Source organism: Flavobacterium sp. (genome assembly GCF_032153895.1).
Classification (GTDB): domain Bacteria; phylum Bacteroidota; class Bacteroidia; order Flavobacteriales; family Flavobacteriaceae; genus Flavobacterium.
Genome location: NZ_JALDYN010000014.1, coordinates 1 through 15,801, shown reverse-complemented (window position 1 = coordinate 15,801; position 15,801 = coordinate 1). Strand labels below are relative to the sequence as shown.

The 15,801-nt window shown below is 39.9% G+C and carries 15 protein-coding genes; 8 read left to right on the top strand and 7 right to left on the bottom strand.

Annotated features, from left to right (window positions below; all coding sequences use genetic code 11):
* Nucleotides 1-2 precede the first annotated feature (2 nt).
* From nuoL to RUH60_RS06750, 5 genes are read left to right on the top strand one after another with little or no spacing between them, the layout of a single operon-like run.
* Nucleotides 3-1,883: an NADH-quinone oxidoreductase subunit L gene (gene nuoL / locus RUH60_RS06770; RefSeq protein ID WP_313806701.1), complete on the top strand. Its 1,881-nt coding sequence runs from the start codon at nt 3-5 to the stop codon at nt 1,881-1,883.
* Between the two features lie 10 nt (nt 1,884-1,893).
* Nucleotides 1,894-3,327: an NADH-quinone oxidoreductase subunit M gene (locus RUH60_RS06765; protein WP_313806699.1), complete on the top strand. Its 1,434-nt coding sequence runs from the start codon at nt 1,894-1,896 to the stop codon at nt 3,325-3,327.
* A gap of 14 nt (nt 3,328-3,341) precedes the next feature.
* A complete protein-coding gene (locus tag RUH60_RS06760; RefSeq protein WP_313806697.1) occupies nt 3,342-4,709 on the top strand; it encodes an NADH-quinone oxidoreductase subunit N in 1,368 nt (455 codons plus the stop codon).
* A gap of 38 nt (nt 4,710-4,747) precedes the next feature.
* On the top strand, nt 4,748-6,049 hold the full coding sequence (locus RUH60_RS06755; RefSeq protein ID WP_313806695.1) for a Y-family DNA polymerase: 1,302 nt from the start codon (nt 4,748-4,750) through the stop codon (nt 6,047-6,049).
* Complete coding sequence (locus tag RUH60_RS06750) at nt 6,043-6,480, top strand: translesion error-prone DNA polymerase V autoproteolytic subunit (protein WP_313806693.1); 438 nt, start codon at nt 6,043-6,045, stop codon at nt 6,478-6,480. The genes RUH60_RS06755 and RUH60_RS06750 overlap by 7 nt, the downstream gene beginning before the upstream one ends.
* Here RUH60_RS06750 and RUH60_RS06745 read toward each other — a convergent pair.
* The 7 genes from RUH60_RS06745 to RUH60_RS06715 are packed head-to-tail and all read right to left on the bottom strand — an operon-like array spanning nt 6,477 to nt 12,217.
* Nucleotides 6,477-6,830, bottom strand: a complete 354-nt coding sequence (locus RUH60_RS06745; RefSeq protein ID WP_313806691.1) for a hypothetical protein — start codon at nt 6,828-6,830, stop codon at nt 6,477-6,479. The genes RUH60_RS06750 and RUH60_RS06745 overlap by 4 nt on opposite strands.
* Nucleotides 6,831-6,883: 53 nt before the next feature.
* Nucleotides 6,884-8,137, bottom strand: coding sequence for an MFS transporter (locus tag RUH60_RS06740; RefSeq protein WP_313806689.1), 1,254 nt, complete (start codon nt 8,135-8,137; stop codon nt 6,884-6,886).
* Entirely contained in the window at nt 8,130-9,824 is a 1,695-nt protein-coding gene (gene recJ, locus RUH60_RS06735; RefSeq protein WP_313806687.1) for a single-stranded-DNA-specific exonuclease RecJ, read from the bottom strand. The genes RUH60_RS06740 and recJ overlap by 8 nt, the downstream gene beginning before the upstream one ends.
* Nucleotides 9,825-9,873: 49 nt before the next feature.
* A complete protein-coding gene (locus RUH60_RS06730; RefSeq protein ID WP_313806686.1) occupies nt 9,874-10,299 on the bottom strand; it encodes an OsmC family protein in 426 nt (141 codons plus the stop codon).
* 17 nt (nt 10,300-10,316) lie between these two features.
* The gene (locus RUH60_RS06725; RefSeq protein ID WP_313806684.1) at nt 10,317-10,610 is read right to left on the bottom strand and encodes a hypothetical protein; all 294 of its coding nucleotides are present in this window, start codon (nt 10,608-10,610) and stop codon (nt 10,317-10,319) included.
* Between the two features lie 2 nt (nt 10,611-10,612).
* Nucleotides 10,613-11,287: a 16S rRNA (cytidine(1402)-2'-O)-methyltransferase gene (gene rsmI, locus RUH60_RS06720; protein WP_313806682.1), complete on the bottom strand. Its 675-nt coding sequence runs from the start codon at nt 11,285-11,287 to the stop codon at nt 10,613-10,615.
* Complete coding sequence (locus tag RUH60_RS06715) at nt 11,288-12,217, bottom strand: hypothetical protein (protein WP_313806681.1); 930 nt, start codon at nt 12,215-12,217, stop codon at nt 11,288-11,290.
* Nucleotides 12,218-12,318: 101 nt separating this feature from the next.
* Between RUH60_RS06715 and RUH60_RS06710 the strand changes: the two genes are divergently transcribed.
* The 3 genes from RUH60_RS06710 to mscL all read left to right on the top strand — a co-directional run.
* Nucleotides 12,319-12,948, top strand: a complete 630-nt coding sequence (locus tag RUH60_RS06710) for a thymidine kinase (RefSeq protein WP_313806679.1) — start codon at nt 12,319-12,321, stop codon at nt 12,946-12,948.
* A 3-nt stretch (nt 12,949-12,951) separates the two neighbouring features.
* The gene (locus RUH60_RS06705; RefSeq protein ID WP_313806677.1) at nt 12,952-15,387 is read left to right on the top strand and encodes a bifunctional UDP-N-acetylmuramoyl-tripeptide:D-alanyl-D-alanine ligase/alanine racemase; all 2,436 of its coding nucleotides are present in this window, start codon (nt 12,952-12,954) and stop codon (nt 15,385-15,387) included.
* 85 nt (nt 15,388-15,472) lie between these two features.
* On the top strand, nt 15,473-15,801 hold a 329-nt coding region (mscL, locus tag RUH60_RS06700), incomplete at its 3' end, for a large conductance mechanosensitive channel protein MscL (RefSeq protein ID WP_313806675.1).

Below are 15,801 nucleotides of genomic sequence, written 5' to 3'. Positions count from 1 at the left end.
GAATGGAGACAAGTTTAGTTTTACTCTTATTGTTGGCCCCGTTTGTTGGGTTTTTATCTAATGTATTTTTAGGGAAGCAATTCGGCAGAACCGGTTCTGGTGTTTTAGGAACTTTGGCTGTGGTGATTTCCTTTATTGTTACTGTAATTTTCTTCATGCAGGTTAATACTACTGGAGAAGTGGTCAAATTGCCTTTGTTCGATTGGATTGCTTTAGGAAAATTCAGTATTGGTTTTGACATTTTATTAGATCAGTTGTCGTTATTGTGGTTGCTATTCGTTACCGGAATTGGTTCGCTAATTCACATGTATTCGATTAGTTATATGCACGACGACGAGAATGCACACAAATTTTTCTCGTACCTGAACCTTTTCGTGTTCTTCATGATTACATTGGTAGTCGGAAGTAACTTATTGATTATGTTCATCGGATGGGAAGGTGTTGGATTGTGTTCGTATTTGCTAATCGGATTCTGGTATAAAAATCAGGATTATAACGATGCGGCGAAAAAGGCGTTCATCATGAACCGTATCGGGGATTTAGGTTTCTTAATCGGAATCTTCATCATCGGTTATTTGTTCAACACATTGGATTTCGTAACCTTAAAACAAGCGATTTTAGCAGGTAAAGGCACTACAGATTTAGCCTTACTTGGAACAGCAGCTTTATGCTTGTTCATCGGAGCTTCGGGTAAATCAGCACAAATTCCGTTGTATACTTGGTTACCGGATGCGATGGCAGGACCTACTCCGGTTTCAGCTTTAATCCACGCAGCTACGATGGTTACCGCAGGTATCTTCATGATTACCCGTTTGAACTTCTTATTCGAATTAACTCCGGATGTAAAAACCATCATTGCAGTTATTGGGGCTATTACGGCTTTGGCTGCTGCTGCTATCGGTTTAGTACAAAACGACATCAAAAAAGTATTAGCTTACTCAACCGTTTCGCAATTAGGTTTAATGTTCCTAGCCATCGGAATGGGCGCTTATCAGGTAGCTGTTTTCCACGTAATAACACACGCTTTCTTCAAAGCTTGTTTATTCTTAGGTTCGGGATCGGTTATCCACGCGTTGCACGGAGAACAGGATATGCGTAACATGGGTGGTTTGCGTAAAGCGATGCCGATTACGTTCATCACCATGTTAATTTCAACCTTGGCTATTTCAGGAATCTTCCCATTTGCAGGATTTTGGTCGAAAGATGAAATCTTAATGAGTGCTTTCCACGGAAACGTTGTCTTGTGGGTGATTGGTTCCATTGCTTCAATTATGACTGCTTTTTATATGTTCCGATTGATGTTCTTAACGTTCTTCGGAGAATTCAGAGGCACGGAAGAACAAAAACATCATTTGCACGAAAGTCCGGCTTTAATTACGGTTCCTTTAATTGTTTTAGCCATTTTAGCAGCCATCGGTGGAGCGATTAACTTACCGGGAAGCAACTGGTTGAACCATTATTTGGCGCCATTGTTTCAAGGTCACGAAGCGCATCATTTAGACAATACCGCTTATATGTTAATGGGTATTGCAACTGTTGGTGCTTTAATCGGAATCGGAATTGCTTACAGCATGTACATCAGCAAAAAACAAGTTCCGGAAGCGGACGATCAAGTACAAGGTTTACACAAAGTATTGGCCAACAAATTTTATTTAGATGAAATGTATATGGCTGTTATCGTGAAACCGATTTACGCTTTGTCAAAATTCTTCCGCGACTATATCGAAAAAGGAATTTCCAACATCGTTTTCGGTTTTGGAACCGTTGCCGATTCGTTGGCGCTGCAAGGTAAAAAACTACAGAACGGAAACATTGGTTTCTACCTGTTTGCCTTTGTATTCGGACTTTGCTCGATAGTATATTATTTATTCTTTGTACGATAATCTCATAAAAATGGACGTAACTCTATTACTCATACTTTTATTCATCGGAGCGTTAGCCACGTATTTCTCCGGAAATGCGATTGCTTCTAAAGTAGCCTTGTTTTTCAGTGTAGCGGCTTTGGGCGTTTCGTTGGCACTTTTGAATCAGTTTACCAATGGAACCGATATCAGTTTCTCGGCACAATGGATTAAAAATCCAAACGTATTGTTCGCTTTAAAAGCAGACGGTTTGTCGATTGCAATGGTACTTTTAACCACAGCACTGACTCCGTTAATTATACTTTCTGGATTCGGAAACAATTTCAACAATGCTAAGAGTTTTTACGCTTTAGTACTATTCATGGCGTTTGCGATGATTGGCACTTTTTTAGCTTCTGACGGTTTTGTGTATTACATTTTCTGGGAACTTGCTCTAATTCCGATTTACTTCATCGCCTTACTTTGGGGTAATGGTGACGCGGAAGAACGCAAAAAAGCCGTTATTAAATTCTTCATTTATACGTTTGCAGGATCGTTGTTCATGTTGGCAGCGTTCATCTATTTGTACAAAAAAGCCGGAACTTTCAAATGGGATGTTTTGGTTGGATTGAACTTGTCCTCAACTGAAGAATTTTGGATTTTCTTAGCTTTCTTCGCTGCTTACGCAATTAAGATTCCTTTGATTCCATTCCACACTTGGCAGGCAAACGTGTACCAAAAAGCACCAACCATCGGAACGATGTTATTATCCGGTATCATGCTGAAGATGGGATTGTACTCTATTTTACGTTGGCAATTGCCTTTGGCTCCAAATGCTGCTAAAGAATTGCAATATACCATCATCGGAATGGCATTGGCTGGCGTAGTTTACGGTTCTATTGTAGCTTTAAAACAAAAAGACTTAAAGAAATTATTAGCGTATTCTTCCCTTGCACACGTTGGTTTAATCGCGGCAGGATGCTATGCTTTAAATATGGACGGTTTACGTGGTGCGGTTTTACAAATGATTGCTCACGGTTTTGTAATCGTTGGCTTGTTCTTCGCGGCGGAAATAATTTACAGACGCTACGAAACGAGAACCATCAGCGACATGGGCGGCATTCGTCAGCAAACTCCAAAATTCGCTTCGATGTTTATGATCTTGGTATTGGCTTCTGTGGCTCTGCCGGGAACTTTCAACTTCGTGGGAGAATTTACCGTTTTATACAGTTTATTTACAGAAAACATGGCGTTCGCTGTTATCGGTGGAACGACAATCATATTAGGAGCTTTCTACATGTTAAGAATGTTCCAACATGTAATGTTAGGCGAAACCAATACGAAAGTTTTTGCAGATGTTAACGCATCGGAAGCGATTGTGTTTGTGGCGATTATCGGTTTCTTATTGTTCTTCGGATTATACCCGAAACCAATTATCGAATTCATCACGCCGAGCATTCAGGAAATTTTAGTTCACGTTAAATAATTTAGACCTACAGAATGAATACTTTAATAGCAATTGCAGTTTTAGGTGTTATTGTCCTTTTAGCTGAAATTTTCAACGCAAGAAAAGCCATTATTCCTGTAACCCTTGCAGGTTTAGTTGCGACATTGGGTCTAACCATCAGTGAATTTGGTGTCAACGAAACACATTTCAACAACATGATTAAGGTGAACAATTTTACCGTTGCCTTTTCCAGTTTGTTTATAGTGTTGACAATCTTTTTAGTGGCGTTAAGTGCTAACTTTTATGAGGACAAAGCTTCCAAAATTTCGGATTTCATCTCCATAAAATTATTCCTTTTGGTAGGTGCGGTTTCTATGGTTTCTTTCGGAAATTTAGCGATGTTCTTCTTGGGAATTGAAATCTTATCCATTTCCCTTTATGTTTTGGCAGGAAGCGACCGTTTGAATGTAAAAAGTAACGAGTCGGGAATGAAATATTTCTTGATGGGATCATTTGCTTCCGGAATCATCCTTTTCGGGATTGCCTTGATTTACGGTGCCGTAGGTTCATTTGATATGGACATGATTTTTGAAGCATCCAATTCAGCTACTACTGTTGATTGGTTCTATATCGGGGTTTCGATGATTACTGTCGGAATGTTGTTCAAAATTGCAACGGTTCCGTTCCATTTCTGGGCTCCGGATGTATACGAAGGCGCGCCAGCTTTGACTACTGCGACGATGAGTACGTTGGCTAAAGTTACCGCGATGGCTACCTTCTTCAAATTAAACATGGCGATGAACGGTAATATGAAATTCGAATATGAATTGGTGATTGTAATCGTTTCAATTGCTTCGATGACTGTTGGTAACATTATGGCGTTACGTCAAAATAATATCAAAAGAATGTTGGCATTTTCGGGTATTTCCCATGCCGGTTTTATGTTGATGGCTTTATTGAACTTACAAAACGCTACCGGAAGTTTGTTCTATTACACTGCTGCTTACGGTTTAGCCGGTATCGCAGCCTTCACGGTAATTCTATATGTTTGTAAAGGAAAAGACAACGAGAATATCGAAAACTTCAACGGTTTAGGAAAAAGAAGCGCATTGATGGCAGGAATTCTAACAGCATCATTATTGTCAATGGCTGGTATTCCAATTTTCTCAGGATTCTTCGCAAAATTCTTCTTATTGAACCAAGTGTTACAAGCTGGATGGTTAATTTTAGTGATTGCCGGAGTTATCAATTCGATGTTAGCCGTGTACTACTACTTCAAAGTAATCAGTGCGATGTACACTAAAGAAGCTACAGAAGAAGCAACCAAAGTTCCTTTCGAATTTTATATCGTGGCAGTTTTAGCTATCGGTTTGAATGTAGCAATTGGACTTTTCCCATCCGTTTTGATGGATTTATTCTAAGAGAAAACAACTCAAAATAGTAAAGGCTGTTCATAACTTTGAGCAGCCTTTTTTCATTTTCTCCGTACCTTTACTACATGTATGCTTTAGTCGATTGCAATAACTTTTACGCTTCGTGCGAACGCGTGTTTCAGCCCCATTTAACTGGTAAACCGATTGTCGTTTTATCGAACAATGACGGTTGTATCATCTCGCGCAGTGAAGAAGCGAAAGTTCTTGGCATACCCATGGGCGCTCCGGAATTTCAGGTTCGGGAACAACTTAAAAAAAACAATATCAATGTATTTTCTTCGAATTATACTTTGTACGGAGACCTCAGCGGGCGCGTGATGAACATCTTACGCGATTTCACGCCCAATGTGGAAGATTACAGCATCGACGAAGCATTCCTCAATTTTGATGGTGTTTCCATTTCCGATTATCATGCCTACGGTTTAGCAATCAGACAGCGCATTCTAAAATGGTTGGGTTTACCCGTTTGTATCGGCGTTGCTCCTACCAAAACCTTAGCGAAACTTGCCAATCGGATTGCAAAGAAATTCCCGGAAAAAACTCTTGGTGCGTATGTAATCGATTCCGAAGAAAAACGAATCAAAGCCCTAAAATGGTGCAAAATTGAAGATGTTTGGGGCATTGGTTATCGGCTCTCCAAAAAAATGAAGACTAAAAAAATTGCAACGGCTTACGATTTTATCCAACCACAACACGAAGCCTGGATTAGCACAACGATGGGTGTTTTAGGCAAACGTATGCTGAGTGAACTCAAAGGGATTCCCGTTTTGGATATGGATGCACCACTCGAAACCAAAAAAAGCATCGCCATCACCCGAAGTTTTAAAACCAAACTGACACAACTTCAGGATTTGAAAGAACGCGTTTCCACTTTCGGAACGGTTTGTGCCGAAAAACTGCGTAAGCAAAATTCATGTTGTTATACCGTAAATGTGTTTCTGGCCAAAGATCCGCATAAAACGGTTGGGAGAACCTATTTCAGCCGAACGGAGACCTTGCCGTTTGCCACCAATTCCAACTTAACCATCAGTCAATTAGCCGTGGAAATGCTGGAAAAAATTTACGAACCGAATCAAGTGTATATGAAAGCCGGCGTGATTGTGACGCAAATTATTCCGAAGAACCAGAAGCAGTTTCATTTGTTTGAGGAAGAAAATCCGAAGCACCAAAAACTGATGGAGGCGATTGACCAGTATCACACCAAAATCGGGCAACGAAAAATTCGCTTGGGCAATCAGGATTTACAGCAAACTTGGATTATGAATCAAAATTTCCTTTCCAAAAATTACACGACCAATATTAACGAAGTCATTACCGTACAATGTTAACAAACGATACTAAAATAAGTGTTTTTCAGCCCGATGAAAGCAATTCTTCGGAAGTTCCTTTTGTGAGCAGTGGCATCAAAGCAGGATTTCCTTCGCCCGCAGCAGATTTTGATGGCACAAAAATCAGTTTGGATGCGATAGTCGTAAAGCACAAAGAAGCAACTTTTTACGCCAGAGCCAGTGGAAATTCGATGGTTAATGCCGGAATAGCCGATGGTGATATTTTGGTAATCGACCGCAGTTTAGAACCCACGCACAACAAAATTGCCGTTTGTTTTATTGATGGCGAATTTACCGTAAAGCGCATTCAGATTGAAAAAGATTGTGTGTATCTGATTCCGGAAAACAACGATTACGAGCCAATAAAAGTAACCGAAGACAATGAATTACTCATTTGGGGCATCGTAACACACGTCTTGAAAAGTCTTTAATTTTTGCAGAGATTGCCAATGTAAGCATTCAATTGAATCTGGAATAAAGTGCCTTCCACCAAATCTTTTAACTGCAACGCTTCATCCGAAGATACCGCCAATTCCAAACCGTCAAAAGGGGTTCGTAACAAATAGCGTTGGCAACGATTTTTTAGTTCACAATCCGAACAACAGATTTTAGAACAGGTAGTATCTAACTCTTTCGCGAATTTCAAAAGATTCGGAGTAGTTAGATACAACCCGGTTTCTTTAAAAACGAGTTGTACTTTTTCGGTTAAAATCTGCTGGTCTTTCTTCCAAAAAAAAGCGACTCCGATATCGTTATGATAGACTTCCTGTAACTCTTGCATGCTTTTAGATTTTTCTCAAAGATAAGAATTTATTTAAAATGATTCTAAATAAATTAACTTTCTAATTCTTTGTCTATGTTCAGCTTTATGAATTTAGGCGAAGTAACGCCCATCACTCCTACTACAACCAAAGTCATCACTCCGCCAAATACAACCGCTGGTACAACACCCATCAGTTTGGAAGTCAAGCCACTTTCAAAAGCTCCTAACTCATTCGAAGAGCCAACAAAAATGGAATTTACGGAAGAAACCCGTCCGCGCATGTGATCGGGCGTGTATATCTGCAAAATAGTTTGGCGAATTACTACAGAAATTCCATCGGTTACTCCACTTAAAAAAAGGGCAACAACCGAAATCCAAAAATTAGTAGACAAACCGAAAATGATGATACAAATTCCGAAACCGAAAACGGCAATCAATAACTTCTTACCGGCATTCTGATTTAATGGAATTGAGGTCGCAATCAACATCGTAATCAAACCTCCAATTGCCGGAGCAGCACGCAAAATCCCAAAACCTTCCGAACCGACTTTTAAAATATCTTGTGCAAAAACGGGTAATAAAGCTACTGCTCCACCAAAAAGCACCGCAAACATATCGAGGGAAATCGCGTTCAAAACGGTTTTATTCTGAAAAACGAAACTGATGCCTTCTTTCAAGCTCTTGGTAATCGGCTCTCCTTTTTTAGGATTTAAAATTGGTTTCTTTTCAATCTGAAGCAAACCGAAAAAGGCAACAAGCAAACAAACCACCACAATCACCATCGACCAAAAAACGCCTATCCATCCAATTGAAAACCCAGCAACGGCAGGACCAAAAACGGCTGCAATCTGCCAAGTAGAACTGCTCCAAGTCGCAGCATTCGCGTATTCTTTCTTCGGCACAATCAAACCCAATAAACTGAATACAGAAGGAATGATGAATGCCCGTACAATTCCACCCAAAAACACCAAAGCGTAAATCCCATAAAGTACGTACTCTTTGGAAAGGATATGTGAAATGTCCGATTTCACCAATAAAGTCATCAAAGCGCTTAACGAAGTTAAAGCGAACAAACATTTTAGCAACAACGAACGCTTTTCGTTCTGATCGACAATGTGTCCGGCAAACAAGGCCATCGAAATCGCCGGAATGACTTCCATCAACCCAATTAAACCGAGCGACCACGGATCTTTCGTAATGGAATACACTTCCCATTCAACCAAAACAAACTGCATCGACCACGCCAGAACCATCGCCAGACGCATGCTCAAAAACCAACGGAATTCTTTAATCCGAAGGGCAGAAAAAGGATCTTTTTTAATCATTTTTTATATCGCGTATTCGCAACTGAAGCGAAATCGTTCCGTTCCATTCGTTTTCGTCCACGGAAAAAACAGCGGCGAAACTTTGCTTTTTTTGAATCAGACTTAATTTGTCACCCAATCCAAAACCTACGGCTCCAAAACCATCGGCATCATCTTGTTTAACATACAGTTTTAAATGTTCTTCGTTACCCCCAATTTTCTTGGCATAACCGGAATCCGTTAAAGCGCCGGTAATGAAAATAGGTGTCATATTTTGGGGCCCGAAAGGCTCAAACTGTTTCAATATTCTGAAGAATTTAGGTGTGATTTCCGAAAGATGAACCTCAGCATCAATACTGATTTCCGGCGTGAGCAAATCCCGAGAAATTGTTTCCGAAACCACACGTTCAAAAGCGTCTTTAAATTTCTCGTAGTTTTCTTCCTTAAGTGTCATTCCCGCTGCATACATGTGTCCGCCAAATTGTTCCAAATGTTCCGAACAGGCTTCCAAAGCGTTGTACACATCAAAATCTTTCACCGAACGTGCCGAAGCGGCTAACTTATCACCACTTTTGGTAAAAACCAAGGTCGGACGGTAATAGGTTTCGGTCAAACGGGACGCTACAATTCCGATTACGCCTTTGTGCCAGTCTTCCTGATACACCACAGTAGTAAATCGGTTTTCTTCGTTATTTTCTATAATTTGTTGCAAAGCTTCTTCGGTGATTTGCTTGTCGAATTCACGTCTATCTGCATTGAAATTTTCAATTTGTGCAGCAAAGGCTTCGGCTTGTTCCAAATCGAATTCCGTCAATAATTCTACGGCATAATTCCCGTGTCTGATGCGTCCTGCAGCGTTGATTCGAGGCGCAATGACAAAAACCACGTCAGTAATGGTTAAGGTTTTACGTTTCAGATTCTGAATCAAAGCTTTAATTCCCGGACGCGGATTGGTATTAATCACTTCCAAACCGAATTTAGCCAATACGCGATTTTCGCCCGTAATCGGAACAATATCTGCTGCAATCGCTGTAGCTACCAAATCTAAATAAGGTATCAAATCTTCAATGGTTTGGTTTCTGTTGGCCGCTAAAGCCTGAATCAGTTTAAAACCGACTCCGCAGCCACACAATTCGTCATACGGATACTGACAATCTTCACGTTTTGGGTCAAGAACAGCCACGGCATCGGGCAAAACATCTCCCGGACGGTGGTGATCACAAATGACAAAGTCAATATTTTTAGCCTTTGCATACGCTACATGTTCGATGGATTTTACGCCGCAATCGAGTGCTATGATTAAGGAAAATCCGTTGTCATCCGCAAAATCAATTCCTTGATACGAAACGCCGTACCCTTCATTGTAACGGTCTGGGATATAGGTGGCAACATTCGGATAAAAACTTCTCAGGTAGGAAGACATTAGGGAAACGGCTGTTGTTCCGTCTACATCGTAATCGCCAAAAACCAAAATATTTTCGTTGTTTTCGATGGCTTTTTCAATTCGTTCAACCGCTTTGTCCATATCTTTCATCAGGTACGGATCGTGTAAGTCGTCTAAACTCGGGCGGAAAAATTTTCGGGCGTCTTCGTAAGTGGAAATCCCGCGTTGCACCAACAATTTGGCGATTAAAGTATCAACATTTAATTCTGAAGCTAATTGGCTTATGGTTTCAGAATTCGGTTCGGGTTTTAGTGTCCAGCGCATATATTCAAGGATTTTGGATTGTATAAAATTTAATGTTTCGGCTTATAGATTATTGATGATGGTAATGGATTTTAATTTCAAGTTTGGCAAACTGTCGGAACATTTCCATTACGCCACAGTATTTTTCAACGGAAAGATTTACAGCACGTTCTAGTTTTTTTTCATCCAGATTGTTGCCGTAAAAATGGTAGTCTAATCGAACGGTGTGATACGTTTTCGGATGCTCTTCGGTTAAGTCGCCTTCGGTCTCAATTTTGAAATCTGCAACTTCGAGTTTCATTTTTTCGATTAACGAGGTAACATCCAATCCCGTACAACCGGCTAACGCAGAAAGCATCAGTGCTTTTGGACGAAAACCATTCCCTTCGCCGCCATTATCCGGTCCGGCATCGATTAACATAGTGTCGCCACTCGGGTTGGTGGAATCGAATTGCATTTTTCCTTGCCAGGTTGTAGTTATTTTGTGTGTGTCCATATTAATTAACTTAATTATTATGCCATTGAACAACTTTTACATTCAATTGATAATATTCTTGGAACCCATAATATTAGATTCATCCCTAAAACTAACAATCCAAAGGCAAATACATTATATTGACGATTTAAAAAGTTATAAAAGGCCATCAAAAAAAACACAATAGTTGATATGAAAAATAAAATAATACAAAAATCTGCACTTGTCGTATGAGCATTAACTGATTTCTGAATAAATGGTAATAGCCAAAAATAAACGCCACTATTTACAATCAATAGTAAACTAAATAAAAGAACTATTTTAGTTTTCATTCTCATTTATTTTTCCCTGCCACAATCACCACAATTTCTCCTTTTGGTGGTTTGGCTTCGAAATGTTGCAGTACTTCTTCCGCAGTTCCGCGAACCGTTTCTTCGTGCAGTTTCGACAATTCTCTCGATACCGAAACTTGTCTGTCGGCGCCAAAATATTGTACAAATTCCGCTAAAGTTTTAACCAATTTGTGTGGTGAAACGTATAAAATCATGGTTCTCGTTTCTTCGGCTAAAGCCAAATAACGGGTTTGTCGTCCTTTTTTATCTGGCAGAAATCCTTCAAATACAAATTTATCATTGGGCAAACCACTGTTCACTAAAGCCGGTACGAAAGCCGTAGCGCCTGGCAAACATTCTACTTCAACACCGTTTTCAACGCAGGCTCTCGTCAATAGAAAACCAGGGTCAGAAATCGCTGGAGTTCCGGCATCCGAAATTAAAGCAATCGTTTCTCCGGTTTGCATTCGTTTTACCAAACCTTCAACAGTTTTATGCTCGTTGTGCATATGATGACTGTGCATCGGTGTGGCAATTTCGAAATGCTTTAATAGTTTTCCGCTGTTTCGGGTGTCTTCGGCTAAAATCAAATCGACTTCTTTCAGAACTTTGATGGCTCTGAAAGTCATGTCTTCCAAATTCCCAATCGGTGTGGGGACCAAATACAGTTTTCCCATTTATACGAAACGTTTCTCGACCAACTCCATAAAACGCTCTACATACTCGTCTTTGCCGTTCCAGTTGTTGTAGTCCGGTTTAACCAAATCGTCAATAAAATCTTTGGCTTCATCAAGTGAATTAAGGGTGTTCAACTGTGAAATCACACGGTTTAAATCTTCACCGCTACCATCGAAAAGGTGCTTTTCAAACGAAATTCTGTCGTTTAACCCTAAAGTAATAGTCTTGCTGAACTTGTCGTTCAAGTTTAAATTCGCGACTTTATAATTCTCTTTTTCTTTGGCAATTTCTTCCTGAATGTTGTTTATCGGTTCGGCTTTTTTAACTTCTTCAACTTCGGTTTCGGCTTTTTCGAAAATGATGTCAGTAACTTTTTCGATATTCGCAGGAACGTCATCCACTTTTACGAATTCTGGCTCTGTATAGGTTTCGCCTAACAAATCTTCAAAGGAAATTTGCTGTGGTTGCTTTTCTTCTTCGGCTACCGGCTCGAATAAAGGTTCGATAATTTCTTCTTTATTGTCTTCAAGAACGGCAATCGGTTCTTCTTCATCAATATCTTCTTCGTCGATTGCAACTTCGCCTACCAGAACTTTTTCTTCTTCAACTGGAAGTGCCACTTCTTCATTTGTTTCTTCCGCAACTTGTTCTTCTGGTTTAGTTTCGGATGCAGCAATAACAACTTCTTCTGCTTTATGTGCTACGGCCGCAATCGGCTGGTTATAAACTTCTTCTAACTTTTCGTCCAATTCCTCATGCGAAAGCGTTGGTTTTAAGGCTTCAAAATTTTCTTCGTAGAAACGTAAAATCGAAAGCTTCTCATATAATTTCTGGGTTTCCTGATGCAATAAAACGACGTCTTCTTTTCCTTTCAGCTTTAAAATTCGGTGCGCAATACTAATTAATTCGGCTTCTAATTTTTTCTTCATAACTTTTGAGTTTATATGGAGTAAAGCAAGTTGATTTTACTATTTTTGTTTTAGTTACAAATCTAAACAGAAATAACTTCTGTTGCACTGAAAATTACAAAATGTTTCTCGAAAATACGGTAAATCATAAAGAACAATTCGGATGGATTGAAGTCATCTGCGGCTCGATGTTTTCAGGCAAGACGGAAGAGCTGATTCGAAGGCTGAAACGCGCCCAGTTCGCCAAACAGAAAGTGGAAATTTTCAAGCCCGCTATCGACACGCGTTATCACGACGAAATGGTGGTATCGCACGATTCCAACGAAATCCGATCTACTCCGGTTCCTGCTGCAGCGAATATTCGCATTTTGGCACAAGGCTGTGATGTAGTCGGTATTGACGAAGCGCAGTTTTTCGATGACGAAATTGTATCGATTTGTAACGATTTGGCCAATTCTGGAATTCGCGTAATTGTAGCCGGTTTGGACATGGATTTTAAAGGCAATCCGTTTGGACCGATGCCCGCGTTGATGGCTACTGCCGAGTACGTAACCAAGGTTCACGCGGTTTGTACCCGAACCGGAAACTTAGCCAATTACAGCTTCCGAAAAGCACAAAGTGATAGTTTAGTATTATTAGGCGAAACCGAAGAATACGAACCCTTGAGTCGTGCTGCTTACTTCAACGCTATGAGAGAACAGGCGGAAAAAGAAGACAACAACCATTCCAGAAACAAAAACAATCCCGAATAAGCTTTGAGTTTATTGATTAAAAATATCGTCCCGGTCATTCACGCCAAATGGTTTGGGACCGACGAATCGTGTTCGATTGACAACGTTTCCATCGACAGCCGTTCGTTACAAAACAACAATGGAACTTTATTTTTTGCCTTAGTCGGACATCATCATGACGGGCATCAATACATTTCGGAATTAATCGAAAAAGGCGTTCAGAATTTTGTCGTACAGTACATTCCAGCGAACCTGAACGGAAAAGCAAATTTTCTGATGGTCGGAAACACTTTGGAAGCTTTACAACAATTCGCTGCTTTTTACCGCCAGCAATTCGATTTCCCCATCATTGGAATTACCGGAAGCAACGGTAAAACCATCGTAAAAGAATGGCTGAACTTTCTTTTGAGTCCCGAATACAACATTATCCGAAGTCCGAAAAGCTACAACTCGCAGGTTGGCGTTCCGCTATCAGTTATCGGAATCAATGAAAAACACAATTTAGGAATTTTTGAAGCCGGCATTTCTCAGCTTGGGGAAATGGAAAATCTGGGCAACATCATACAGCCAACTTTGGGAATCTTGACCAATATCGGTTCAGCACATAACGAAGGATTTGCTTCGGAAGAAGAAAAAATTCAGCAGAAACTAAAATTGTTCGACGCTACTCCGGTAGTCATTCTGCAGAAAAACGAGAAAATCGAAACGTTGCTAAAATCGGAAACCAAAGCATTTACTTGGAGTTTTGATAAGGCTTCCGCAGATGTTTTTATTACCAAAAAATCGGTTTCAACCTTTGATATTCAATATAAAAGTGAAACCTTTTCAATTGTACTTCCGTTTCACGACAAGGCTTCGGAAGAAAATTCGATAACCTGTTTAATGGCGCTTTTGTATTTTGGTTACGACGCCAAAACCATTCAGGAGCGTATTGCCAACTTGTACCCGGTGGAGATGCGTTTGCAGGTGAAAAACGGTATCAATCATTGTACTATTATCGACGACAGTTACAGTTCGGATTATCAGTCGCTTAAAATTGCATTGGATTTTCTCGAACAACATAAAACACACCAGAAGAAAACGGTCATTCTCTCCGATATCTTCCAAAGTGGATTTTCGGCAGAAGAATTATACGCCAAGGTTGCCAAACTCCTGAAAAACAACCATATTGAACGTGTTTTTGGTATTGGCGATAACATTTCAGCACATTTAAAAGCGTTTCCGAATTTCATTTCGTTTCCCACTACTCAGGATTTTGTAGCGCATTTTGATTCCCATGAATTTGAATACGAAACAATTCTAATCAAAGGTGCGCGCAGTTTTCAGTTTGAAGAAATCGTTGTCCTTCTTGAAGAAAAAACACATGAAACGGTTCTGGAAATCAACCTGAATGCTATTAGTCACAACCTGAATTTTTACAAATCAAAACTCAAACCGACCACCAAAATGATGGCGATGGTTAAAGCTTTTGGTTACGGAAGCGGCAGTTTTGAAATCGCTAAATTGTTAGCGCATCATAAAATTGATTATTTAGGTGTGGCTTTCGCCGATGAAGGAATCGCACTTCGTAACGCCGGAATCACCATGCCAATTATTGTGATGAATCCCGAAAACAGTGCTTTTGCTGCGATGGTGGCTTACAATCTGGAACCCGAAATTTATTCGGCTGCTGTTTTGAAAAAGTTCATCACTTTGGCACAGCAGAAAAATTTATACAACTATCCAATTCACATCAAATTGGACACCGGAATGCATCGTTTAGGCTTCGAAGAAAAGGATTTGGACGGACTTATCAGTTTGCTCAAAAACAATAATTTAGTAGAGGTTAAAAGCATCTTTTCCCATTTGTCGTCAAGTGATGTGCCGGAATTTAGAGATTTCACTTTAGAACAGATTCAGAAATTTGACAGATGGTCATCTCAATTGATGTCAGAATTAAACATTCAACCGATTCGGCATATTTTAAACACTTCAGGTATTTATCATTTCGCTGAACATCAGTTTGATATGGTACGTTTGGGCATCGGTTTGTATGGCGTTGGGAACGATGCTGAAGAAATGCAACAGCTTGAAAATGTCGGAACACTGAAAACCATTATTCTTCAAATCAAAGAAATTCCAACCGGTGACAGCGTAGGTTACAGCCGAAAATTCAAAGCCGAAAAACCCACCCGAACCGCCACCATTCCAATCGGTTATGCGGACGGTATTCCGAGAAGCTGGGGCAACGAAAAAGGCTATGTTTTGGTCAATCATCAAAAAGCCAGAATTGTGGGCAACATCTGTATGGACATGCTTATGATTGATGTAACCGACATCAATTGTCAGGAAGGCGATACGGTTATTGTTTTCGGAAAATCACCTCGTGTAACTGAACTCGCTAATGTTGTCGGCACCATTCCGTATGAAATTTTAACCAGCATTTCCCACCGTGTAAAACGCGTTTTTTATAAGGAATAAATCACTTTTTGTTGAAAAAACACGAATTGTAAATCTAATTTTACTAATTTAGTGTTAAATGAATTTTTAACTAAAATCAGAATCTATGGGATTTATTTCAGAATTTAAGGAATTTGCCATGAAAGGCAACTTAGTGGACATGGCAATTGGTTTTGTGATGGGAGCTGCTTTTACAAAACTGACTACTGCTTTTGTTGAAAAAATGTTTGCACCAGTTGTAGGACTTTTAATGGGAGGTTTAGACTTATCAAAAGAAAAAATTGTTCTTAAAGATGGTGTTGCCGAAGTAAAGGATGCGGCTGGAGCTGTAACAACACCTGCCGTAGCTGAAGTAGCAATCGAATGGGGAGCGTTTATCACTGCTGTAATCGATTTCATCATCGTAGCTTTCGTGATGTTCCTAATTATCAAAGC

What these genes read in the sequence shown, in the direction of transcription:
- RUH60_RS06745 (WP_313806691.1), bottom strand. Translation starts at nt 6,830, where the DNA reads ATGCAAGAGTTACAGGAAGTCTATCATAACGATATCGGAGTCGCTTTT.
- RUH60_RS06740 (WP_313806689.1), bottom strand. Translation starts at nt 8,137, where the DNA reads ATGATTAAAAAAGATCCTTTTTCTGCCCTTCGGATTAAAGAATTCCGT.
- recJ (WP_313806687.1), bottom strand. Translation starts at nt 9,824, where the DNA reads ATGCGCTGGACACTAAAACCCGAACCGAATTCTGAAACCATAAGCCAA.
- nuoL (WP_313806701.1), top strand. Translation starts at nt 3, where the DNA reads ATGGAGACAAGTTTAGTTTTACTCTTATTGTTGGCCCCGTTTGTTGGG.
- RUH60_RS06760 (WP_313806697.1), top strand. Translation starts at nt 3,342, where the DNA reads ATGAATACTTTAATAGCAATTGCAGTTTTAGGTGTTATTGTCCTTTTA.
- RUH60_RS06765 (WP_313806699.1), top strand. Translation starts at nt 1,894, where the DNA reads ATGGACGTAACTCTATTACTCATACTTTTATTCATCGGAGCGTTAGCC.
- RUH60_RS06725 (WP_313806684.1), bottom strand. Translation starts at nt 10,610, where the DNA reads ATGAAAACTAAAATAGTTCTTTTATTTAGTTTACTATTGATTGTAAAT.
- RUH60_RS06730 (WP_313806686.1), bottom strand. Translation starts at nt 10,299, where the DNA reads ATGGACACACACAAAATAACTACAACCTGGCAAGGAAAAATGCAATTC.
- RUH60_RS06710 (WP_313806679.1), top strand. Translation starts at nt 12,319, where the DNA reads ATGTTTCTCGAAAATACGGTAAATCATAAAGAACAATTCGGATGGATT.
- RUH60_RS06750 (WP_313806693.1), top strand. Translation starts at nt 6,043, where the DNA reads ATGTTAACAAACGATACTAAAATAAGTGTTTTTCAGCCCGATGAAAGC.
- RUH60_RS06715 (WP_313806681.1), bottom strand. Translation starts at nt 12,217, where the DNA reads ATGAAGAAAAAATTAGAAGCCGAATTAATTAGTATTGCGCACCGAATT.
- rsmI (WP_313806682.1), bottom strand. Translation starts at nt 11,287, where the DNA reads ATGGGAAAACTGTATTTGGTCCCCACACCGATTGGGAATTTGGAAGAC.